The sequence below is a fragment of the Bacillus sp. KICET-3 genome, from assembly GCF_033261025.1.
In the GTDB taxonomy this organism is placed as follows: Bacteria; Bacillota; Bacilli; order Bacillales; family Bacillaceae; genus Bacillus; species Bacillus sonorensis.
In genome coordinates, this window is the sequence record NZ_CP137345.1 from 3,724,481 (window position 1) to 3,746,592 (window position 22,112).

Consider the following 22,112-nt stretch of genomic DNA (forward strand, 5'->3'; position numbering starts at 1 on the left):
GCCGTAATTTTTTAGATCTTCTGCCTGTCCCTGAATTGTATTATAACGTAATAATACATTATAATGGTCTTGAACACGTGAAGGAGGACGTCTATTTTGTTAAATAACGATAGTTCCAAGCCTTTGTATCTCCAGCTTAAACAAATCATATCAGACGATATCAAGCGGGGAATTTATTCACCTTCAGAAAAACTGCCCGCTGAAAATGAACTTTGCGAGAAATATCAAGTCAGCCGAATTACCGTCAGAAAGGCGATTTCCGATCTTGTGGAAGAAGGCTATCTGACACGGCAGCAAGGAAAAGGGACGTTTGTAAAAAGCCCGAAAATGAAACGGGAGCTGGTCGCCGTAAACGGCTATTCCGAATACATGATGTCGACAGGAAAAAAACCGAAGCACAAAGTCATTTCCGCCGAAAAAACAGCGGCCCCCCAGTACATTGCCAAGCGGCTTCAGCTGCCGCCTGAAAGCCCTGTGCTTGAACTGAAGCGGATATTGTTCAATGACGAACAGCCGTTCACATTTGAGATTACGCACTATCCGCTCAGACGGTTTCCCGATATCGACCGTTTCATCAGCGATTCCGTGTCTATGCACCAGATTTTAAAGACTGAATATCAAGTAAGCCCCGCCTACAATACAAAGCTGTTAAATGTCGTTTTTGCAAAAGCGGAAGACAGCAAACATTTGGCATGCGATATCGGGGATGCGCTGTTTGAAATTGATAAAGTCGCCTACTGCGCCAAGGACGAACCTATTTACTGCTCATTGTTTTTGATGCATACGAACCGTGTCACATTTACGATCAACAGTTCTCACTAATTGGCACGATCCTTTAGCGAAAAAGGGTGTCCGCAGCCGAAGGCTCCATATATCAGGCATGTATCTGCCGCCGTTTCGGCTGCTGACATGAGAGCCTTTTTCAGATCGCGTTCTTTCATATAAGCCGTCAAAAATCCTGCAATAAAAGAATCGCCGGCTCCGAGCGTGTCAATCGCCCGTACTGGAAAAACGGGCTGTTCGATGATGCTGCCCTCCCGACAAAAAAGAGCGCTCTCCTCCCCTCTCGTCACACATACCATCTCAGCGCCAAAGCGGCTGGCGTCCCCGATCAGCTGCAGGCACTCCTCTTTTGTCAGCCCGCTTCCCGAAAAGAAGGCATACGTCAAATAAGGGCAAACCCGTTTTACATATTCCCGCTCATAGTTTGTGGAAAAGTCGAATGAAACAGCAGCATGCTTGCCGAGTTCTATCAGCGCGTGTTCCATTCGGCTGTATACACTCGTATGCACGATGTCATGACAGGCGATAAAGTCGGCATCCTCTTCTGTCAAGATCAGGCCGAGCTCAGACTGGATACCGCCTTTGTTTGAACGGACAAACACCCTCTCGCCCTGTTCGTTCAGCTTGACGACAGCCATGCCGTTTTGCCCGTAGGCGCGCCGGATTCTGCTGATATCGATTCCTTCCTGCTTCAGAACTTTCAACACATGATCTCCCGCTTCATCACCGCCAACAATGCCGATATACGAAGCTTCAGCTCCCGCCCGTTTCGAAAGAACGGCGACATTTAGCGCATTTCCTCCGGGATAAAACATATCCTGATCCTCGTAATAATCGACGACATTGTCACCAATTGCAAGCAACTTCACATCCATTCCTCCCCTAGCCTTTTACACTCCCGCCGGCAATGCCGCGGACGAAATATTTTTGCATCAATAAAAACAGAATGACGATCGGCGCCGCCGAAATCGTCAGCCCCGCCAGCAGCACGCCCCAATCAGTTGCAAGTGCGTCCCTGAATTGCATCAGGCCGGCCGGAATCGTCTTCAAGCTTTCATCATCAATAAAAATAATCGCAAACATAAATTCGTTCCAAGTATGGTAAGCCGTCAAAATTCCCGATGTAAGCAGGATCGGCACGCTTATCGGCAAGAAAATTCTGAAAAATACACCGAAGCTTGTGCACCCGTCGATATATGCCGCTTCTTCAAGCTCTTTCGGGATTGATAAAAAATACGAACGAATCAAAATGATCGTAAAGGGGATCCGGTAAGCGGCATAAGGCAAAATCAGCGCCCAGTACGTATTGTAAAGCCCAAGCGACTGAATGATCGAATAAAGCGGAACAATGCTGATCTGCGGCGTCAGCATCAGCCCGCCGAGACAAAGAATGAAAACCGCTGTTTTGCCCTTATATTCAAACCTCGCCAATCCATAGGCCGCCCATGCGCTGACAAACACAGTGATCACACATGTCAAAAATGTCACGATGACACTGTTCATAAAATAAGCGGATATCCCCTGATTCCAGGCCGCCGCGTAATTTTCAAAATGCCATTCTTTCGGGAGGGACCAGCTGTGCTCAAAAATCTCGTCAGAGCTTTTCAGCGAGCTCATCACCATCCAAAATAACGGATAACTGACTGCGGCTGTATACAAAAGCAAATACAAGTAAACTGCGGGCACTCCGATATGCCGCTTTGTCCGCCTTCTTCCCGCCTTCACGCTCCTGTCCGGAACAGCCCCGGGAACAAACGGCTCCGTTTTTTCCGGCTGCATGTTTTCAGTCCCCCTTCCCTGTTTTGAACAGCTTCATTTGTATAACAGAAAGGCTGAGCGTGATCAATAAAATGACGGTCGCAATCGCTGAAGCATAGCCCATCATATCTTTCGAAAACGCCGACTTATACAAAAACGTGCTGAGCACCTCAGAGGCGTTTCCAGGGCCTCCGCCCGTCAAAATATACGGTTCGTTAAACACGGTAAAAGCGCCCGTCAGCGTCATCACGACGGCGACAAATGACATCTCCTTCGTTCCCGGCACGGTGATGGCAAAAAAAGTCCTGATCTTTCCCGCGCCGTCCATGCGGGCCGCTTCATAAAGCTCTGACGGGATTTTTTGGATAGCGATGATATAAAGCATCGCAATATAGCCGACAGACTGCCATTGAGAGACAAAAATGACCGAAAGCATCGCCGTTTCCCTTTCTCCGAGCCAGGCTCTCGTCCATTGCTCAAGTCCTGCGGCCCGCAAAAACTGATTCAGCAGACCCGTTTCCGGATTATAGATAAAATCGAATAATAAAGCGATAACCGTCATCGAAATGACGACAGGAAGGAAAAAAACCGTTCGGAAAAAAGGAGAGCTTTTTCTTAAAAGCCGGTCCTCCAGAATGGCGGCGGTGATCAATCCTCCTCCTACTTGAAAGACGATCGAAACGGCGGCATAAAGCGCATTGTTTTTAAGCGATTGATAAAATACCGGATCATGAAACAGCTCAATGTAGTTGTTGAAACCGATAAACGCTTTTTGCGGCTCAAATGTGCTCCATTGAAAAAAACTCAACACGATGTTTTGCAGGATCGGAATATAGACAAATAACAGAAAAAGCAAAGCCGGAAACAAAAAGACATAGGGAAGCCACCGACTCCGATTCACCACAGCGCTTCATCTCCTTTTCACTTGGATTTGGCCGCTTTTTGCACGTCTTTCATAACCTGTTCAGGCGTCATATCCCCCTCAAGCATCTTTTGAAAGACATAGGGAAGCCACCGACTCCGATTCACCACAGCGCTTCATCTCCTTTTCACTTGGATTTGGCCGCTTTTTGCACGTCTTTCATAACCTGTTCAGGCGTCATATCCCCCTCAAGCATCTTTTGAACGTTTGTTAAATACGCATCGACGATTTCCGGGTCGGCATCCATGTCAAACCAGGCGACCATTCCTTTTGCCTTATTCAGGCTTTCGACGGCTTCCAGCTGGTTATCATCGGCGTTGCCTTTATTGGCCGTTCCTTTGACAGGACTGAACTTTCCGACGTCCTTCACGAGTTTTTCCCCCATTTGTTTCGACGTCAAAAACTTCAAAAACGCCATCGCTTCTTTCGGATGCTTCGTTTTCGATGAAATCATAAAGCCTTCCGGAGCTCCCGTCAGCATGTCGGAACTCCCTTTTTGCCCGGCGATATCAGGGAAAGGAAACAAGCCGAGATTGACGGCGCCATTGACAAGCTTGATCTCCGAAGTCTCCGCATAGATCATTCCGGCTTTCCCGCTCTTAAACTGCTGCCTGACATATTCGTGATCGACAGAGTTTACATGTTTCGTAAAGTAAGGAGAGAGCTCCTGGAATTTGGCCAATGCCTCTATATATCCTTTATCTGTAAAGCTCGCGTTTTTCGTATGATAGTCTTTCTCTCTTGTTTTTTCATCGACAAGCCGCTGGTTCAGCGTCCCGATATAGTGCGATATCGCCCATGTCGCTTTAGCGCCGAACGCGACCGGGGTATAGCCGTTTTCTTTTAAAACCTTTGACGCGTCTATAAGCTCGTCCCACGTTTTCGGAGGAGAAAGCTTCAGTTTTTTGAAAATGTCTCTGTTATAAAAAAATTCTTTGGAGGCCATCTGCCAAGGAACGCCGTATGTTTTGCCGCCGTCGGAGAACGGCTCGATCTGGGATGTCAAAAGCTGTGAAGACCATGTCTGATCATCCTGATAATAAGAGGTCAAATCAAGCGCCCTGCCCCCTCTGATGATTTTCTTGGCAAATTCATCGCTCCATGAAAAATAAATATCCGGAGGCTGGCTTGTACCAAGCATGACTTTGATCTTATCTTTATAAGAATCATTCAAAACCGCTTCCGTTTGGATGGAAATGTCGGGATGGCTGTCTTCAAATTCTTTGACAGCTTCTTCAAAGAAGCTTTTTTCAGGCTCTTTCGGCCAGCGGTGAAACAGCTTCAAGGTGATTTTTCCTGAATCGGCCCCCGAACTTTGAAATCCTGAACAGCCGCTTGCAAGCAGCATGCCGATGATCGCGGCAATTAGGAACACATATCTCTTTTTCAAATCAAAATCCTCCTTTAAAAAAGCATCGATATGATTATTGCCATAGCAACCTGTAATAAAGGGTGACGGCACAAATGCGTCATCATCATCCGGGCCGTCACGCCGTTTCTTTTTCTGATAAGCGGAGAAGACTTAGGATGTTAGAGGTCGTGGAAGTGGTACATGATGTTATATAATGTTATATCAATATTCGACTTTCCACATATACCGTCTTGTCGTCAGCGGATGATTGCGCGCTTCCGCCAGGCGATCGGCATACATGCGCAATACACGGTTCAGCACCAGAGGGGCGAGGTATCCTTTGACAGCTTCGCTGATTCCGGCAAAATCGTAATTCTTGGCATCAAGCACCGTCAGCTTTTTGCCGTATCGTTTTGAGAAAGCGAGGGCGCGTTCTTCAAGAGGTCTTGTTTCATCCAGACCTAGCAGGATGATAAAAGGCACCGACTCATCAATGATTTCAAACGGGCCGTGGAAATATTCGCCGGCATGAATGGCCTGGGAGTGAATCCATTGCATTTCCATGAGGATACAGATGCTGTAGGAATAGGCGGCGCCATAATTCGCACCGCTTGCCATCGTATAAATGACCTCTTCTTTTTGGTGGTTTTTTGCAAATTGATGCGCGTTTTCAGCTTCTTTTTGCAAAGCATGGTCATAAACAGCCTGGAGTTTATCCAAGCCATCGATCGCCTGCTCAAATTTCGGGTGATTTTCCAATACTTGCAGCGTGCCGAAGACGATTTGGTATAAGACGCCGTAATTTGTATTGATCGCGGGCGCTTCATCTCCCCAATCATATTGAACGGCGTATTGCGCCGCCTTTGCCAAAGGAGATTCCGGCTTAAACGTCATGGCGATCGTCAGCGCCCCTTTGCTTCTTGCAAAACTTGCGGCTTTCACGGTTTCCGGCGTGTTTCCTGAGTGGGAGCACAAAATAACGAGCGATTTCCCGCCAAGCTGTACAGGATTGCGCTGAATAAACTCGTTTGAGCTGTAAAGGTCTGAACTGATTGCTTTCGATTCTCTGTCAAACACGTATTTGCTCGGATACATAATCGCGGAAGATCCTCCGCATGCCACAAAAAATACGTGATCAATCTCTTTTCCTTTCAAATCCTGCAAAAAAGCCTGAACTCCCGGGTTTACTTTTGCTGTAGCCTGACTGCTCAATTCCTTCACTCCTATTCTCATATTATATAACGTTATATAACATTATATATTGTTATGGTAATAGGGAACACAGAGAGCTGTCAATATAATTTTCTGAACTTTTAAAAAATAAATGCCTTTTTCATTTGCACGATGGTGATCGCCGAGTATTTACCGCTTTTCTTTTCCAACAAAAGAAAAAACGTTCACTCATCTTGGGATGAGCAAACGTTTTTTTATCAAATGGCCAGCGCGCCGGCCGGATCATACAGGCTGACGTCAATGTCGCCCTGTTTGCCGAGAGCGAGCTTTGCCAGCTCTGATCCGAGATAGGGCCCCGATGTCAGCCCTGAAGCACCGAGCCCATTAGCGACCAGCAAGCCTTTTATACCTGGCAGCGGACCGATCACGGGAAGAAATCCCGGTGTAAACGGTCTGAAGCCTACCCGCGCTTCAAGCATCGTTCCATTTTCAAGACCGGGGGCGATGGACAGCGCTTTTGCAAAAATTTCATGAAGCCCGCCGGCGGTTACCCGGCAGTCATCAAGACAGGCCTCATTTTCATGGGTCGCTCCGGCGACGACCCTTCCGTCTTCAAATGAGAGGATATACTGGTCATTCGGCGGCATCACGACCGGCCAGCCGCCGGTATCAAAGCCGTGCAGCCGGAGATGGACGATTTGCGCCTTTTGATAGGTTACTAAGAAATTGATTCCCAATGGCGCGAGCAGTTCATTTGCCCAAGCGCCGGCGGTGACGAGCACCTGATCAGCGGGAATTTCTCTTTCTCCCGCTTTGATTCCGCCCACACGACCGTTTTCAAACAGCAATTCGGCATTCCCTTCGATCACGGCAGCTCCGTGTTTTTTGGCGGCGCTCACAAGCGAACGGCGCAGCGCCTTTCCATTTACCCGCGCTCCCCCGCTGATATGAACCGCGCCATACCCTTCTGCCAAAGGCGGAAATAACCGCTTTGCTTCTTCCGGCGTTAAGCGGGCTATGTCGCCGATTTCCGGAGCATCGTTGCGTCTCTTATACGCCCGTTCTTCCATCTGCCCCAATTTCCGCTCGTCTGTATGAAGGCTGATGGCGCCCGTTCGTTTGTATCCCGTATCCGTTTCGCCATCGGCTTCCAATTGCTTGATTAAGTCAGTATAGTAACTCGCCCCGCCCTTTGCCAGCTTGTACCACGCCTGATTCCGGCGCTGCGACAGCCATGGACAGACGATTCCCGCCGCGGCATCAGTAGCCCGGCCCTGATCCCGGCGGTCAATCAATGTCACATCGGCGCCTTCCTTTGCGAGGTGATAGGCGGCTGACGACCCGAGTATGCCAGCGCCGACAACGATCAATTTCTTCATCTTTCAAACACCTTTTTCATTTCTGATTATTTTACAAATATACCGGATAAGTGCTGCTGAATACAACCCAGGCATTAACCGGCGGCCACCGAAATCACCCCCAGCACCATTAAAAACGCGGCGATGACACGCACTCTTCCAAAACCTTCAGAAAGAAGAACAGAACCCATAATCGTTCCGATTAAAATACTGATCTCGCGAATCGGGGCGACATGACTGACAGGAGCGAAAACCATAACGCCCAGGGCTAAAATATATGCCAGGGAATTAAAAATTCCCACCCCGGCCGCCTCCAGCCGATGATTGTTCCATTCGGCCCTGACGTCATTCCAATTCTTCACCGCAAAAGGCGTCAAGATGATCAGCCGGCCGATCGTATTGCAATAATCCAACAGCAGCGGCGGAATGAGAAAATGGCTGACCGCCGCTTTGTCAAGGATCGTATAGGCTGCGATGATTGCCCCGACGGCCAATCCGTAAAGGATCGGAATGAGCGCCCCCTCCTCCTTTAACTTTTTCATTCCTCCCGTAAAAAAGAGAATGCTCGCCATAATCAGCAGGATGCCTATAAATGTGAACAGCGTCAGTTTCTCATGAAAGATGATGACCGCCAGTATGCACGTCAGCAGCGGGCCCGTGCCCCTTGCAATCGGATAGACAAGAGAAAGGTCGCCGATTTTATACCCCTTTTGAAGGACGAGAAAACAACCCAAATGAACGAGGATGCTCGCAATGATCAGAATGATTTCCCAGAGTCCTATATCCGGTTTTTCATATAATATAACCCCTATGGCCAAAGGACAGTAAAAAACGGCTGCGATCGCAGTAAAAAGCCAAATAAATGCAATGCCGCCACCGGCTTTTTTAGAAAGATAGTTCCATGAAGCATGGATGAATGCCGATAATAGCAAAACACAAAACGCCGCAGTGTTCATCAAACACTCCCCCCAAATAACCTATTGGACACCGGCGCAAACTTTTTCATTTATTGTATCATTTTTCCGGTATATTCGGCAGGGCAAAAAAGCCGGACCTGTCATAGATCTGGCTTTTTCGAACGATGCACCGGCCTCTCGAATCCGCCGAAATGTTAAACAGAGCGTATGACCGGCGGCAGAATACTTGAAGATTAAAGCGATATGCGTTCTTTATCATATTCGTCAAAATCCCGGCAGCACCGCGGCAAACAGATGATGAAGCGTGATCATTATTTGTTGCAGAATCGGTATTTGATTGTAGATACATTTTAACAATATTTCTATAAAAACGTCGCGGCTTTAAAGAATAGAATTTAGTTTTTTAGAAGAATCGTATGTGAAGACAGTTCCTTAAAAGAACATGACTTACATCTATAGAAAAGCCAGAAGTATAATCATTAAATCATCATTAAAAAACGGTTGAAAGATAGACTGGATGATTATGGGTGCAAATGAAGAATTCGAGGTATACCATTTTTAATCATCAATGTGTCACTAAAGTGTTTTACGGTTTTCATATTATAATTATTGAGATTTTTGAAATTGTATCTTCATCAAGCGGAAATAAATCATCATCATGAAAAAGGGGTTAAGAGCGATCGTCAAACGCTGATGTTCCTATACCGCGAGAGTTTTAGCACCGTGCTCGCCAACCCTGATATGAGAATGTTGAGCTAATCAGTTTAGAAAAAACTAATCGTTATACTGGATTCATTATATTTTTTCAATTAAATCTGCTTTAATCAAATTTTCCCTGAAATTATAAAAAGAGGCTTTCAGTGTATCAATTGAAGCATCTATCCGTTCCACTAAAAATTGCAGGGCGTCTTCTTCATTTTTTGTGCTAATTATGGCCTGCCAAAATAATTGGCCAGTTTCATTAAATGACAAGTACTCTCCAGTACCGGTATTCAATAGTATAATGTCGCCATATAGTGTAGATACCTTGACTTGTCTGCTTGGCTTATACATGCTGCTCCTCCTTCGTTAATTTTTTAACATCTATTCTATGTAAACTTCGAAGCCATATTTCAACCATACAACATGAAATAAGACTCGTTGCCAATTTAGCAGCCATTTTTTTGTTTTCTAAAGCTTTCCTCAGCTTATCCGGGTCAATAATTTTATATTGCGTTAAAAAGGAATCTTCCAATAGCAACTTTACTTGGCCAATATTCTGTATTACGTATTGCTCATCCAAGGCTCCCATATTATAGTTATAATTCTTAGAAACTATCTTAGACGGCAATCGCCCCATATTCATTAGACGAAGTATAGGTTTATCCACCCAAATTCCACCAGTTGGTATGTTTCTATATGCATATGGAATTCGCAGTGCGAACTCAATCAATTCTCTGCTGGCCAAAGGGTACATCATGTGGATATTTTTTTCAAAAAGGTTGCTTTGCAAAGAAGATTCTGTTTCATGATTGAGAATCTCTAAAAAAGCCTCTTTCATATTTTTGGGGAATCTCAATAATTCTGATTTTGATCTTGCTAACTCTATGGATTTATTCGTCAAAATATCCTTATACAAAAACATTTTGGGGGATATTTCTTCCCATTCCTTTTCTAATGCGGGACTCGACCTATCTGTTCCTATACTCTCAAACCAATATTTAAATCTTTCTCGAATTGGTATTGTTCTTAAATGATTATTCATTGAAATGTCAGGTAATGGTCCAAATATATGATCACCAAAATGACCATTAGTAACAGTATCTATATTATATTCTTTAATCTTTTGAGCTGTAAGTTCAAACAATTTATAAAAGCTATGCCCATACGGGGTAAAAAACTTCCAATTTTGGTCGATATAATTTTTATGTTTTAATACGGTTGAAACTTCTATTTCCTTTAAAGGAACGTCAAGATATTCTGTAATTAAACGTGCATCACTTGTTTCATCTCCCGCATCTATACCTTTAAATGACCAATGAAAGGCAATAACCGGTACACCGATATGTTTCAGCCGGCTCAGTACAGACGCTGAATCTATCCCCCCGCTTAACTGGACAGCAACAGTATCGTTAGAAGTAAATCGCCGCTTAAAAGTTTTATCCACTAATTCATTTGCTTCCTCGACATAACCCCAAATACTACGATATTGATTGCCTTTTTTCACTTCTAATTTTTCGATTTGTTCGATTTTAATATCCCCATTCATATAAGTTAAGCTATAACCCGGGGGAAGTCGATATACATCTTGAAAGAAGCTCTCATTATTCGGAGGATTGTTATTAAAGCAGGCCACCAATAATAACTCTGTTTGAATATGATCCAGGATATTGTTATTCAGCAAATCAACAGGATTCATAGACCATTTTAATTTTCCATTATCAAATCGATAGTATAATGACGTTTTGCAAAGCAAACTGCGGTACAAATAACCTCGGCCACGATATTGATCATAAAGCGCTAATAAAAACGCACCATCGACATCGCACAAGGAATCCATTCCCCTTTTGGAAAATAGATCAATAAAATCTTGAGCTGCTTCGCTTTCCCGTTCTTTTAAAAGCCCTTGAAACCACTCGTTATTTACTTTGCCATCATTTTCCCAAATAAAGCCGTTCAGCATTAAATTTTTTTTCATGACTGGAAAATCCGGTGTGAATTCTCCTCGCATTTTTGTATCATATCTCATTTCATCACCCTTTTCTTAAGGAGCACGATGGATTTCCATACACAATTGTTGGTAAGCTATTTTATCATTTACCGGGACATTATCTAATTCAACCCATGCATGGAATTCATAATCAATGACAGACATAATCGTTCTACGCCGTCCGATTACCACCTGAGCCGGTAAGCCAACAAACCGGAGCGCTGCACAAATTACAGCAGCCCTTTCTAAACATATCGCCTGTTTATGCTTAACGTTCACCCATTTTTGTACGAATGAATTTACTTTTCTCGCAAAAAGATACTTCTCAGTTTTGTCGGAAAAATTATAATTTTTTGTTGGCTGGATCTTTTTTAAACGCTTTAAACACTCATTTCCCCCTTTGTTTTTAAATATAGACATAAACTTTATGACAAGAAAAATCATGCGTGCTTTTGTTACGATACCGATTCGCGGAACAGGATAATGGATTTTATCGTCACCAGTTATAAGGAATTGATAGTATTTCATAGCTTCTTCCCTTTCTTTTGATTACACAAATAAATAGACCCAATCCTGCGGGTCTATTTATTTATATAAAGTTAAAATCCCCGTCCTCCATGCATTCCATCCGGAACTCTACCAGCCATGCCGCCTGTTAATTCTTCCAGATTTCCCTCTTTGATGAGTTTAGGTTCTTCAAAAACCAATTTTTCTTTCATTTCGATTACCCTCCCCTCTATTGTATAATTGACTAACTATACTGTGAGTATAAATAATCCAGAAAATATTTTCAACACAAAATAGAAAAGATGGTAATTAAATACTGATAATGCGAAAATAATTAATCTCTAATCTTTTATTTTAAGCGAATTTTTTGTCCGTCGAATAGAAAGAACGTTGTATGAGAAGACGGAAAAATGCCGATAAACGCCATAATATTACATATTTTTCTACTATTTCCTCTTAAGAAGTGCGGCGTATTGACGAAAGGATTATGATGGGAGACGGATATGTTCGCAAGCATTGCATCATCTTGATAGCTGCCAAGTCTCTGCTCAATAATTCGCTCTGTAACGAATACGCCGACAATCTGACAGATGAAATATCATGGCAGCCAGCGGCGAAACGATAATATATGCCGAATCTGATGCGATATTTCCCATAATGGCGATCAAAAAAATCGCATAGTTCATAAGAATTTGGGCGTCTTTAACAGTTTTTTTGAATGGCTGCTTCAAACAGGCCCGCCTTCTCGGCCAAACCGATGCCAAGAGTCAGAGCGAGCACAATGCCCAGCGGTTTGAACCTGATAACATTATCGGGCATCGAGGTCAGCATATATTGCCTTTTGCTGAAAGCAGACTTTTGACCGCTAGCTCTTTATCCGATCCCAGCTGTTAGGAGGCTGCATATCCAGGAAGCGATGATGACAAAAACAGATAAATAGACAAAATCAATACTGGGTGCGGAAGATCCTTTCCAATATGGAAACATATTTAGGGCGCATAGATGATGTACCGGGTTGATGCTGATTCATCTGCCGGCCTCGCGTTCCGTGGTCTGATGTTTGGCGTACGCTCCAAGCGCATGAATGACATGGCATGTACATGTGATTCCATTTAAAAAATAATCGATTTCTATATTTTCATTTGGAGAATGATTGCGCTGATCAAAATTTGCATAAGGAACGATCATTGACGGGGCGTCCAGTATTTTTGTCCAGACATAGTCGGGCAAAGATCCGCCGAGGCTCGGCTGTATCAGGGGCTCTCTCTGGAAAGCGCGCTGGACGGCGCCGGCAACAATGTTCACCACCTCAAGGTCTGCAGATGTTCTGGATGGTTTCATAGACCCTAAGTACTTGACGTCAATGTCTGGTGCATGCCGTTCGACATGCCGGCAAACCTTTTCGTAAATATCGATCGGGTCCTGGTCCGCGATCAGCCGGATATCCATTTTGACAGAGGCTGCCGATGGAATAATCGTCTTAACCCCTTCGCCCGTATAGCCGCCTTCAATACCGCATATATTGAAGGTCGGCTCCATTGTCAGTTTGCGGTAATACGTGTTTCCATCCATATCCAAACGGCTGTAGCCGATTTTCTCGCCGATTTGCCCGCCATCAAAAGGCAGGGAAGCAAGCAGTTCCTCTTCCCTTGCAGTGGCCGGACGGATATGATCGTAAAACCCTTTGATCAATACTCTTCCATCTCGGCCGCGCATTGTCTGCAATAAGTCGATCAGCTGCCAGACGGGATTTGGCAGGATGTTCCCCGTATTTCCCGAATGGTTGTCCCAATCGGCTCCCTTAGCTTTCAGCTCAAGGGCCAAGACCCCCCTGACCCCCAGCAGAATCAGGGGCGCTCCGCTGTTGTGGGAAGAGCCGTCAGATGTATAAACGAGATCGGCTTTTAGCAGTTCCTTATGTTCTTCGACAAAAGCCGGGAGATTGACGCTTCCTTTTTCCTCTTCGCCTTCCAATACAAACTTGACATTGATCGGCAATTCTCCGAAAGCATCCCTATATGTTTGAAAAGCAAGAAGCTGGGCCATCAGCTGTCCTTTATTGTCTCCCGCTCCTCTGCCGTATATCCTGCCGTCCCGAATGGAAGGCTCAAATGAAGGCGTGACCCACTCCTCGACGGGTTCCGGCGGCTGAACGTCATAATGTCCGTAAATGAGCATTGTATATGCCTGCTCATGTTTTATATATTCGCCGTACACAACAGGATGTCCCTTCGTTTCAATCAGGCGGGACGAAATGCCCGCTTCCTCCATCATGTTTTTCAGCAGTTTTGCACACTCTGTGATTCCTATATTTTGAGTGCTGATGCTTTTTTGACGCAGGAGAATAAAAAGCTGCTGTAAATAGTCATCTTTTCTGTTATGTACCATATCCAACGCTTTCTCAAGACTCATGCTGTTTATTTCTCCCCCTATCCAAATTCATAAAACATGTAATATTTAGACTAATCAAAATAAATGATTTCTCCATGTTACTATGAATACGCCTAAATGACAAATGTGCACTGAATACAGTTTTCCAAAATCCAGCTAATCAGTTATTATTGTGGTCAAAATACGTTCAGAGGGGAGGCCTTATCAAAATGCAGATTCACCTGTTGCATGAGAATGAAACATATATTGAAGCTGTTGCATATATGGTCTATCAGGAGTTTGCAGCACACGATCGTAAAATGACTTACGATGATGCCGTTGCGTTTTTTTCAAATACCCATTTAACCACGTTTCCGATCACGCTTATCGCTATCATTGACGGCGAATGTGCAGGAACTGTTTCGGCGTTTGAAAATGATTTGAAGGAACGGCCGCAATACAAGCCTTGGCTGGCATCTCTTTATGTTGAACCACAGTACCGCAATCGAAAAATCGGACTCCGTTTAATGGAAGCTCTGCTGTCTCATGTAAAAGCTCTGGGCCATACCAGCATATATTTAAAAACTGAAAATGCTTCTGATTATTACAAACAAAGAGGATGGACATTCATCGAGTCTGTCTCAGACCAAAAAAATAATCATGTGGATATTTTTCAATACCAGCTTGTATAACAAGACTTCAAGAAGCAAGCAGCCATCCTGCGCTTATTGTGCGGGAGGCTGTTTTAATTCATAGGAAGGATGGTGAAGTCCTGTGGGCGGATAATATTCGTCGTGGGTGTATTGAAAGCCCAGTCTTTCCAAGAGCTTTCGCGAGGCAGAATTTTGAGGATGATGTCCTGCGAACAGCTTATTTGCTTTGATATCTTTACATGCATAGTCAATCATCGCCATGGCTGCTTCACTTGCATAGCCTTTTCCCCACATTGAACGCACGAGATGACATCCGAATTCGTACACTCCGTTTTCCAAATCATAAGGACGGAGGCCGCAACATCCGATGAACACATTCTGTTTTGCTTCAAATATGGGGCAGTATTGAACGCCATGATTTTGATATTGTGCGATTTCTTTCAATAAACGGTCTTTCACCTCTTTTTCAGTCCATTTTCCATCCGCAGATATGTATCTTGTCACATCTGCATCTCCCCATAACGCTTTTGCCAAATGTAAATCCGCTTTTGCCATAAAGAAAAACCAAGGCGTTCTGTCTGAAGAAAATAGGTGCTCATTTATACATCAATCCTTATGCTTTATCAACCACATTGTATCATAACATCTTCCAGCAGTCCCGCCGATATTTTTCCCAACAACAATCTTTTTTCAGCGGCTCCACAAACTTTAAAAGAACCAAAACTTAGCGTGCCTGCCCTTTTCCGTGTGCCAGGTTCACCTCAATCTTCTTGATTTTTTACCTACCGGTAAGTAAAATAAAGATATAAATTATACAAGGAATGATGTTGATGAAAAAGGAAAGCAAAACACAAGAGGCAATTGTAGAAGCTGCATTTGCACTTATCGGCAGACATGGTTTAAAAAATACGAGCTTATCAATGATTGCCTCGGAAGTAGGCATTTCAAAGCCTGCTATATACTATTATTTCTCATCTAAAGAAGAGCTGGTCGATTACCTTTTTCATTTAGTATTTGATGGCCATCATTTCTCTGCTTATTTTTCAATCGAAGAGTACACGAAGAAAAATTTTAAAAAACGGTTAATTGCAGACGGCATCCGCTATTTTGAAGAGTATAAACATAACTCTCCTGCTTTGAAAGTGGTTCACGAATTTGTTTTAAGCGCAGCACACAGCCCAAGATATGAGAAAAAGCTTAAAGCGATGGTGGAACATTTCTTAGAAGGTTTTGACTCGTTGCTTTCTTACGGTGTTGAACTTGGTGTGGTCTCTTCTGAAAATACCAGTGTGAATGCACATACGCTTGCGCTTATCATTGATAATTTGGGCAACTTTATGATCTTGGGAATTGAAATAGATTATAAAAAAATTTGGGAAACAGCAGTCAGCAACGCAATGAAAGGCAGTGAAACATATTGAATGAAACGATGATTGGAATAACAAAGCTGGAGAAAGCATTATATTTGATGATTCCGCCGGTTTTAGGAGCTGTTCTGGGATGGTTTTTGCCTGTTATTGCAGATTGGATGCTGATGATTCCGATCGTTCCGTTTAAAGGGCCTTTGGAATTTGTCGCATCATTCAACAGCTACTGGGTATCGATTATCGCTGCCATCATCGGCATCATAGCCGGCCTGTTCTTTTCTCAATATATTTTTAATGAAATCCTAAAAGTATTGATTTCTGATCAAAACGTAAGGCTGTTAATGAAAGAAAAAGAAGAAATGATCGAGAAAAAAGAGATTTCTACGGTTTATCTTGAGAATAAAGATCTTGTTATTCTTGGTGTTAATGGGAATGAATTGTACCGTGAACAGATTGAAGCTAAGAAGCCGCTTGTTGAAAAAGCTTTTAAACATCACGGTTACCAATGGGCGGAAGAAGATCCGTTCAAGAATAAGTACCAGCGCTGGGTTGCGGATCATCCTCATTTCCCCTCCCATATCAATGCTCTTCTTTCAGCAAGAGAACGGGCATTGCAGGAAAATCAACAGGAAGAGGCAAAAATCCTCCGCAAAGACCTGTCAAAGCTTGGAGTGGTCATTCAAGATGATGATAAGCGGCAATATGTAAGGATGGTATAAGTGCATGAATAAACACAATGGGCGCCTTTTATTACAAAGGGCGCTTATTGTTATTTTGAAGCAACTGGATGAGGGCTTCGCAGGCTGCTATACTAGATCAATAAAAAACCGCAGATACATATGTATCTGCGGAATCATGAGATGCAATCAAATATAAATCCGATCACACCCTTTGGGATCAATCATTAGCCAATAGACCCTTCCATCTCGAACTTGATAAGGCGGTTCATCTCAACCGCGTATTCCATCGGCAGTTCTTTTGTGAATGGCTCGATGAAGCCCATGACGATCATTTCCGTTGCTTCTTCTTCGGAAATGCCGCGGCTCATCAAGTAGAAGAGCTGTTCTTCAGATACTTTTGATACTTTCGCTTCGTGCTCCAATGAAATATTGTCATTCAAGATTTCATTGTAAGGAATCGTATCTGATGTTGATTTGTTGTCCATAATCAGCGTGTCGCATTCGATGTTTGAGCGGGCTCCTTCCGCTTTGCGTCCGAAGTGGACGATTCCGCGGTATGTGACTTTTCCGCCTTGTTTTGAAATCGATTTTGACACGATTGTTGATGACGTATTCGGCGCAAGGTGAATCATTTTCGCACCTGCATCCTGATGCTGCCCTTTTCCTGCCAGTGCGATGCTGAGCGTCATGCCGCGGGCGCCTTCGCCTTTCAGGATGACAGCAGGATATTTCATTGTCAGCTTGGAGCCGATGTTTCCGTCGATCCATTCCATTGTCGCGTTCGCTTCACAAACGGCGCGTTTTGTAACAAGGTTAAAGACGTTGTTCGCCCAGTTTTGGATCGTTGTATAGCGGCAGTATCCGCCTTCTTTGACGATAATTTCAACGACCGCGCTGTGAAGGGAGTTTGTCGTGTAGACAGGAGCGGTACATCCCTCGACATAGTGAACGTGCGCACCTTCATCTACGATGATCAGCGTCCGTTCAAACTGACCCATGTTTTCAGAGTTGATGCGGAAATATGCTTGCAGCGGAGTATCGACTTTCACACCTTTCGGCACGTAGATGAATGATCCGCCTGACCATACCGCTGAGTTCAAGGCCGCAAATTTGTTGTCTGTCGGCGGGATGACTTTTGCCCAGTGCTCGCGGAAAATGTCTTCGTTTTCCTTGAGGGCGCTGTCTGTATCTTTAAAGATGATTCCTTGAGATTCAAGGTCTTCTTTCATGTTGTGGTAAACAACTTCTGATTCGTATTGGGCGGAAACCCCGGCCAAATACTTTTGTTCGGCTTCAGGGATGCCGAGTTTGTCAAATGTCTGTTTGATTTCTTCCGGCACTTCGTCCCATGATCTTTCTGAACGCTCAGAAGGTTTTACGTAATACGTAATTTCATCAAAGTTTAATGAGTTTAAATCTCCGCCCCACTGAGGCATTGGCATGTTATAGAAATGCTCGAGAGATTTCAGACGGAAATCAAGCATCCATTGAGGCTCTTCTTTCATGCGTGAAATTTCTTCAACGATTTCTTTTGTCAGTCCCCGCTCAGAACGGAAAATGGAAACGTCTTTGTCGGCAAAACCGTATTTATATTCGCCGATATCCGGCATTTTCTTGGCCATCCATTTTCACTCCAATCTTTATTCATTATCGCTTTCATCTTTGGCAACGCCTTTTTCAAGGGCTTTCCATGAAAGGGTTGCACATTTGATTCGGGCTGGAAACTTTGAAACGCCTTGAAGGGCTTCGATGTCGCCTAAATCGATCGAATCGTCATAGTCTTTGCCCTGCATCATATCTGAAAAAATCTGTGACATGTGAAGTGCGGTCTCCACGTCTTTTCCTTTGATCGCCTGCGTCATCATCGAGGCGGATGCCATGGAAATGGAGCAGCCTTCACCTTCAAATTTTGCATCTTCTACTTTATTGTCGGTAATCTTCATCGTCAGTCTGATCCGGTCACCGCATGTCGGATTGTTCATGTCAACGACGATGCTGTCATTTAAAACCCCTTTATTTCTCGGGTTTTTGTAGTGATCCATAATGACCTGCCGATACAGTGTATCCAAGTTCACATTAAAAGACATTTGTGAAATACTCCTTTGTCTTCTGCAGAGCTGCAATCAATTTGTCGATATCTTCTTCTGTATTATACAGATAAAAGCTTGCTCTTGCAGTAGCGGAAACATTCAGCCATTTCATCAAAGGCTGTGCACAGTGGTGTCCGGCTCTGACAGCGACTCCTTCAGCATCCAGTACCGTTGCGACATCGTGCGGATGGACGTCTTCAAGGTTGAATGTCACAAGACCTGCACGGTGCTTCGGACCATAGACCGTCGCGCCTTCAAGCTCCTTAAACCGTTCAAGCGCATATGAAGCTAAGCGATGTTCGTGCTCTGAAATGGCGTCAAGTCCGATTTCTTCCAGGAAGTCAATCGCCGCTCCCAATCCGATCGCACCCGCAATAATCGGTGTGCCCGCTTCGAATTTCCACGGAAGCTCCTTCCAGGTCGATTCATAAAGACCGACAAAATCAATCATTTCTCCGCCGAACTCTGCAGGTTCCATATTTTCAAGCAAAGCTTTCTTACCATACAGTACCCCAATTCCGGTCGGACCACACATTTTGTGGGCGGAGAAGGTGAAGAAATCACAATCCAAATCTTGAACATCAATTTTCATGTGCGGTGTGCTTTGCGCGCCGTCGACGACCATCACCGCGCCGTTTTCATGGGCGATTTTGGCGATTTCTTTAATCGGGTTAATCGACCCAAGAACGTTTGACACATGTGCGGTTGATACGATTTTCGTTTTGGCGGTCACAGTCTGTCTGACATCATCCAGTGAAATGGTGCCGTCTTCCTGCAGCGGAATATACTTCAGTTCTGCGCCGGTCGCTTTCGCCGCCTGCTGCCAAGGAATAATATTGGCGTGGTGCTCCATCGGCGTAATGGCGATTTCATCCCCCGGCTTCAGATTGGCGCGGGCATAGCTGAGCGCAATAGTGTTGAGGCTCGTTGTCGTACCCCGCGTAAAAATAATTTCCTGCATCGATTTCGCGCTGATAAACTTCCTGACCTTCTCACGTGCCCCTTCATATCCATCGGTTGCTTTCGTACCAAGCGTATGAACGCCGCGATGGACATTGGAATTATAAGATTTGTAATACTCATCAAGCGTGTCTATGACGACGCGCGGCTTTTGCGATGTAGCCGCGCTGTCCAAATAGACGAGGTCGTGTCCATTGACTTGCTGGTGGAGAATCGGAAACTGTTCGCGAATATCTTTGACATTCATTATTTTACTTTCCTTTCAATCACAGAGACCAGCTGTTTCTTTACGCCTTCGATCGGCAGTTCGTTGACAACCGGTGCAAGGAAGCCGTAAATGACGAGGCGCTCTGCTTCTTCTTTCGGAATTCCGCGGCTCATTAAATAGTAGAGCTGAACCGGATCGACGCGGCCGACAGATGCAGCATGGCCCGCTGTTACGTCATCCTCATCGATCAAAAGGATCGGGTTCGCATCGCCGCGCGCTTTTTCGCTCAGCATCAATACGCGGGATTCCTGCTCCGCATTTGATTTTGATGCGCCATGCTCGATTTTTCCGATTCCGTTAAAGATCGAAGATGCGGAATCTTTCATGACGCCGTGCTTTAAGATATAGCCTTCTGAATGCTTTCCGTGGTGAATGATTTGCGTTGTAAAGTTTTCAGTCTGTTCCCCTCTGCCGACGACAACCGTTTTCGTATCGCCGAACGTGCCGTCCCCGTGCAGATTTGTCGTATTTTCAGAAATGGTGTCTCCGTCATTCATCAGACCAAGCGCCCACTCGATTTTGCTGTCGCGTCCAAGGGCTGCTCCGCGGCGGCTTACATATGCCGTAACCCCTGCGGACAGATTGTCTACCGCCCCGTATTGAACGCGTGCGTTCGCACCGGTGATCACTTCTGACACGATGTTAAACACCGCTTTTTTAGGGTTCACCGTGCTGATGTAGTTTTCCACATATGTCACTGAGCTGTTGTCTTCAGCGACAATGAGCACATGGTTGAAAAGCGCGGTATCATTGCTTTCATGAACATAAACCGCCTGAACGGGAGCTTCAAGCTCAACGTTTTTCGGAACATAAAGGAATGCTCCCCCGTTCAAAAGCGCCGCATGCAATGCTGTTAATTTATGCTCGTCGGGCTTAACGCCGTCTTTCATGAAATACTTTTTGACAAGGTCGCTGTGTTCGCGGGCAGCGGTATGAATATCTGTAAAGATGACGCCTTTATCCTTGAGTTCTTTGGAAAGTGACAGATATGCAGGCGTCTGGTCTCTTTGGATGTAAAGCGTCTTGTTTTCGTTTTCCAGATCGATCAGCGATTTCACTTCATCTGAAAGATCATCCAAGGAATCAAGCGGTTTATTTTCTACAGTATGCTTATCAAATTGCGTAAAATTCCAATTTGTAATTTTTGTTTTATCAGGTTTTGGCAGCGGCAGGTCTGCTGCTTTTTCAAGCGCTTCTAAGCGCAGGTCCTGCAGCCAAGCCGGTTCCTGATGCTTCTCAGAGAAGCTTTTGACATATTCCCGGTCTACAGATAGTTTTGTTTCCAGTGTCATGATTATCCCCCTAACGCTTACGCTTCTTGACCGACAGTTTCGTCTTCGATTCCCAGCTCATGCTTAATCCAGTCATATCCTTCAGCTTCCAGGCGCTGTGCAAGCTCAGGCCCTCCTGATTTTACGACGCGGCCCTGCATCATGACGTGCACCTTGTCTGGCGTGATGTAGTTCAATAGGCGCTGATAGTGTGTGATGATCAGGCAGCCGAAGTTCTCGCCGCGCATTTTGTTGATGCCTTTTGAAACGACTTTAAGAGCGTCAATGTCCAAACCGGAATCAATCTCGTCAAGAATGGCGATCTTAGGTTCAATCATCATCAGCTGAAGAATTTCGTTGCGTTTTTTCTCCCCGCCTGAAAATCCTTCGTTCAGATAGCGCTGCGCCATGTCAGGGTCCATTTCAAGAAATTCCATGTTTTCATCCATCTTGCGGATAAATTTCATCAATGAAATTTCATCGCCTTCTTCTCTGCGTGAATTGATGGCAGAACGGAGAAAGTCAGCGTTCGTAACACCGCTGATTTCGCTCGGATATTGCATTGCCAAAAACAGGCCTGCACGAGCGCGCTCGTCCACTTCCATCTCAAGCACGTCTTCCCCGTCCAGCAGGATGCTGCCCTTTGTCACTTCATATTTCGGATGTCCCATGATCGCTGCAGATAAAGTCGATTTACCTGTACCGTTCGGTCCCATGACAGCGTGGAATTCCCCGCCTTTTATTTCAAGGTTTACACCTTTTAAAATCTCTTTCCCTTCAATCTCAACGTGAAGATCCTTGATTGTTAATGTCGAAGCAGCCATGAAATATACCTCCAATATAGATAATCATTATTCTCAATTTATTCTCATTCTAATTTTATAACAAATGAAAATTGAATACAACAAAAGTCTTTTTGATCTTTTCATGTACATGTTTTCAAGTGTAACAAAAATTGCTTTTTTCTTAAAGAGATTAAGGAAAGAAACTTTCTC

Annotated in this window: 23 protein-coding genes; 4 read left to right on the plus strand and 19 right to left on the minus strand. The window is 44.5% G+C overall.

From position 1 onward, the window contains the following. Nucleotides 1-96 precede the first annotated feature (96 nt). Nucleotides 97-822, plus strand: coding sequence for a transcriptional regulator FrlR (locus R5H20_RS19105; RefSeq protein WP_006638976.1), 726 nt, complete (start codon nt 97-99; stop codon nt 820-822). Here R5H20_RS19105 and R5H20_RS19110 read toward each other — a convergent pair. From R5H20_RS19110 to R5H20_RS19165, 13 genes are all read right to left on the minus strand, one after another. After that, nucleotides 819-1,652 carry a PfkB family carbohydrate kinase gene (locus R5H20_RS19110; RefSeq protein ID WP_029418491.1) on the minus strand — a complete coding sequence of 278 codons (834 nt, stop codon included), beginning with the start codon at nt 1,650-1,652 and terminating at the stop codon, nt 819-821. The genes R5H20_RS19105 and R5H20_RS19110 overlap by 4 nt on opposite strands. Before the next feature lie 13 nt (nt 1,653-1,665). Beyond that, nucleotides 1,666-2,562: a carbohydrate ABC transporter permease gene (locus R5H20_RS19115; RefSeq protein ID WP_006638978.1), complete on the minus strand. Its 897-nt coding sequence runs from the start codon at nt 2,560-2,562 to the stop codon at nt 1,666-1,668. Between the two features lie 4 nt (nt 2,563-2,566). Beyond that, nucleotides 2,567-3,445: a carbohydrate ABC transporter permease gene (locus R5H20_RS19120; protein WP_006638979.1), complete on the minus strand. Its 879-nt coding sequence runs from the start codon at nt 3,443-3,445 to the stop codon at nt 2,567-2,569. Nucleotides 3,446-3,590: 145 nt separating this feature from the next. Then, nucleotides 3,591-4,853 (minus strand): ABC transporter substrate-binding protein, encoded by a 1,263-nt coding sequence (locus tag R5H20_RS19125; protein WP_006638980.1) that lies wholly within the window; start codon nt 4,851-4,853, stop codon nt 3,591-3,593. 183 nt (nt 4,854-5,036) lie between these two features. Continuing rightward, nucleotides 5,037-6,047, minus strand: coding sequence for an SIS domain-containing protein (locus R5H20_RS19130; protein WP_040348535.1), 1,011 nt, complete (start codon nt 6,045-6,047; stop codon nt 5,037-5,039). 197 nt (nt 6,048-6,244) lie between these two features. After that, nucleotides 6,245-7,366 (minus strand): NAD(P)/FAD-dependent oxidoreductase, encoded by a 1,122-nt coding sequence (locus R5H20_RS19135; protein ID WP_006638982.1) that lies wholly within the window; start codon nt 7,364-7,366, stop codon nt 6,245-6,247. 74 nt (nt 7,367-7,440) lie between these two features. Further along, on the minus strand, nt 7,441-8,301 hold the full coding sequence (locus R5H20_RS19140) for a DMT family transporter (RefSeq protein ID WP_006638983.1): 861 nt from the start codon (nt 8,299-8,301) through the stop codon (nt 7,441-7,443). A gap of 756 nt (nt 8,302-9,057) precedes the next feature. Continuing rightward, entirely contained in the window at nt 9,058-9,315 is a 258-nt protein-coding gene (locus R5H20_RS19145) for a PqqD family protein (RefSeq protein WP_006638985.1), read from the minus strand. Next, the gene (locus tag R5H20_RS19150; protein ID WP_006638986.1) at nt 9,308-10,990 is read right to left on the minus strand and encodes an asparagine synthase-related protein; all 1,683 of its coding nucleotides are present in this window, start codon (nt 10,988-10,990) and stop codon (nt 9,308-9,310) included. Before R5H20_RS19150 ends, R5H20_RS19145 begins: the two co-directional genes overlap by 8 nt. Nucleotides 10,991-11,005: 15 nt before the next feature. After that, complete coding sequence (locus R5H20_RS19155) at nt 11,006-11,479, minus strand: lasso peptide biosynthesis B2 protein (protein ID WP_006638987.1); 474 nt, start codon at nt 11,477-11,479, stop codon at nt 11,006-11,008. Nucleotides 11,480-12,006: 527 nt separating this feature from the next. Continuing rightward, nucleotides 12,007-12,144, minus strand: coding sequence for an AbgT family transporter (locus tag R5H20_RS23665; protein WP_157678854.1), 138 nt, complete (start codon nt 12,142-12,144; stop codon nt 12,007-12,009). Between the two features lie 16 nt (nt 12,145-12,160). Next, the gene (locus tag R5H20_RS19160) at nt 12,161-12,289 is read right to left on the minus strand and encodes an AbgT family transporter (RefSeq protein ID WP_118310559.1); all 129 of its coding nucleotides are present in this window, start codon (nt 12,287-12,289) and stop codon (nt 12,161-12,163) included. Between the two features lie 195 nt (nt 12,290-12,484). Continuing rightward, on the minus strand, nt 12,485-13,870 hold the full coding sequence (locus R5H20_RS19165) for a M20/M25/M40 family metallo-hydrolase (RefSeq protein WP_006638989.1): 1,386 nt from the start codon (nt 13,868-13,870) through the stop codon (nt 12,485-12,487). A gap of 188 nt (nt 13,871-14,058) precedes the next feature. On the opposite strand from R5H20_RS19165, the gene R5H20_RS19170 reads away from it, so the two are divergent. Next, nucleotides 14,059-14,520: a GNAT family N-acetyltransferase gene (locus R5H20_RS19170; RefSeq protein ID WP_006638990.1), complete on the plus strand. Its 462-nt coding sequence runs from the start codon at nt 14,059-14,061 to the stop codon at nt 14,518-14,520. A 33-nt stretch (nt 14,521-14,553) separates the two neighbouring features. On the opposite strand, the gene R5H20_RS19175 is transcribed toward R5H20_RS19170, so the two are convergent. After that, nucleotides 14,554-15,015 carry a GNAT family N-acetyltransferase gene (locus R5H20_RS19175; protein WP_238548710.1) on the minus strand — a complete coding sequence of 154 codons (462 nt, stop codon included), beginning with the start codon at nt 15,013-15,015 and terminating at the stop codon, nt 14,554-14,556. 296 nt (nt 15,016-15,311) lie between these two features. Here R5H20_RS19175 and R5H20_RS19180 point away from each other — a divergent pair, with 296 nt between their 5' ends. Both R5H20_RS19180 and R5H20_RS19185 read left to right on the plus strand, forming a co-directional pair. Then, complete coding sequence (locus tag R5H20_RS19180; protein WP_006638992.1) at nt 15,312-15,902, plus strand: TetR/AcrR family transcriptional regulator; 591 nt, start codon at nt 15,312-15,314, stop codon at nt 15,900-15,902. Continuing rightward, nucleotides 15,899-16,567: a YqeB family protein gene (locus R5H20_RS19185; protein WP_006638993.1), complete on the plus strand. Its 669-nt coding sequence runs from the start codon at nt 15,899-15,901 to the stop codon at nt 16,565-16,567. The genes R5H20_RS19180 and R5H20_RS19185 overlap by 4 nt, the downstream gene beginning before the upstream one ends. Before the next feature lie 185 nt (nt 16,568-16,752). Here the strand turns inward: R5H20_RS19185 and sufB are convergent, their stop codons facing one another. The 5 genes from sufB to sufC are packed head-to-tail and all read right to left on the minus strand — an operon-like array spanning nt 16,753 to nt 21,941. Further along, nucleotides 16,753-18,150 carry a Fe-S cluster assembly protein SufB gene (gene sufB / locus R5H20_RS19190; protein WP_006638994.1) on the minus strand — a complete coding sequence of 466 codons (1,398 nt, stop codon included), beginning with the start codon at nt 18,148-18,150 and terminating at the stop codon, nt 16,753-16,755. 18 nt (nt 18,151-18,168) lie between these two features. Next, nucleotides 18,169-18,615, minus strand: coding sequence for a Fe-S cluster assembly sulfur transfer protein SufU (gene sufU / locus R5H20_RS19195; RefSeq protein ID WP_006638995.1), 447 nt, complete (start codon nt 18,613-18,615; stop codon nt 18,169-18,171). Next, nucleotides 18,605-19,825, minus strand: a complete 1,221-nt coding sequence (gene sufS / locus R5H20_RS19200; RefSeq protein ID WP_006638996.1) for a cysteine desulfurase SufS — start codon at nt 19,823-19,825, stop codon at nt 18,605-18,607. Before sufS ends, sufU begins: the two co-directional genes overlap by 11 nt. Further along, nucleotides 19,825-21,138 (minus strand): Fe-S cluster assembly protein SufD, encoded by a 1,314-nt coding sequence (gene sufD / locus R5H20_RS19205; protein ID WP_006638997.1) that lies wholly within the window; start codon nt 21,136-21,138, stop codon nt 19,825-19,827. The genes sufS and sufD overlap by 1 nt, the downstream gene beginning before the upstream one ends. A gap of 17 nt (nt 21,139-21,155) precedes the next feature. Continuing rightward, on the minus strand, nt 21,156-21,941 hold the full coding sequence (sufC, locus tag R5H20_RS19210) for a Fe-S cluster assembly ATPase SufC (RefSeq protein WP_006638998.1): 786 nt from the start codon (nt 21,939-21,941) through the stop codon (nt 21,156-21,158). Nucleotides 21,942-22,112 lie beyond the last annotated feature (171 nt).

Bases quoted from the DNA above. Each gene is read 5' to 3' on its own strand.
- R5H20_RS19115 (WP_006638978.1), bottom strand. From the start codon at position 2,562: ATGCAGCCGGAAAAAACGGAGCCGTTTGTTCCCGGGGCTGTTCCGGAC.
- R5H20_RS19130 (WP_040348535.1), bottom strand. From the start codon at position 6,047: ATGAGAATAGGAGTGAAGGAATTGAGCAGTCAGGCTACAGCAAAAGTA.
- R5H20_RS19135 (WP_006638982.1), bottom strand. From the start codon at position 7,366: ATGAAGAAATTGATCGTTGTCGGCGCTGGCATACTCGGGTCGTCAGCC.
- R5H20_RS19140 (WP_006638983.1), bottom strand. From the start codon at position 8,301: ATGAACACTGCGGCGTTTTGTGTTTTGCTATTATCGGCATTCATCCAT.
- R5H20_RS19145 (WP_006638985.1), bottom strand. From the start codon at position 9,315: ATGTATAAGCCAAGCAGACAAGTCAAGGTATCTACACTATATGGCGAC.
- R5H20_RS19150 (WP_006638986.1), bottom strand. From the start codon at position 10,990: ATGAGATATGATACAAAAATGCGAGGAGAATTCACACCGGATTTTCCA.
- R5H20_RS19155 (WP_006638987.1), bottom strand. From the start codon at position 11,479: ATGAAATACTATCAATTCCTTATAACTGGTGACGATAAAATCCATTAT.
- R5H20_RS23665 (WP_157678854.1), bottom strand. From the start codon at position 12,144: ATGAACTATGCGATTTTTTTGATCGCCATTATGGGAAATATCGCATCA.
- R5H20_RS19160 (WP_118310559.1), bottom strand. From the start codon at position 12,289: ATGCTGACCTCGATGCCCGATAATGTTATCAGGTTCAAACCGCTGGGC.
- R5H20_RS19165 (WP_006638989.1), bottom strand. From the start codon at position 13,870: ATGAGTCTTGAGAAAGCGTTGGATATGGTACATAACAGAAAAGATGAC.
- R5H20_RS19170 (WP_006638990.1), top strand. From the start codon at position 14,059: ATGCAGATTCACCTGTTGCATGAGAATGAAACATATATTGAAGCTGTT.
- R5H20_RS19180 (WP_006638992.1), top strand. From the start codon at position 15,312: ATGAAAAAGGAAAGCAAAACACAAGAGGCAATTGTAGAAGCTGCATTT.
- sufB (WP_006638994.1), bottom strand. From the start codon at position 18,150: ATGGCCAAGAAAATGCCGGATATCGGCGAATATAAATACGGTTTTGCC.
- sufU (WP_006638995.1), bottom strand. From the start codon at position 18,615: ATGTCTTTTAATGTGAACTTGGATACACTGTATCGGCAGGTCATTATG.
- sufS (WP_006638996.1), bottom strand. From the start codon at position 19,825: ATGAATGTCAAAGATATTCGCGAACAGTTTCCGATTCTCCACCAGCAA.
- sufD (WP_006638997.1), bottom strand. From the start codon at position 21,138: ATGACACTGGAAACAAAACTATCTGTAGACCGGGAATATGTCAAAAGC.
- sufC (WP_006638998.1), bottom strand. From the start codon at position 21,941: ATGGCTGCTTCGACATTAACAATCAAGGATCTTCACGTTGAGATTGAA.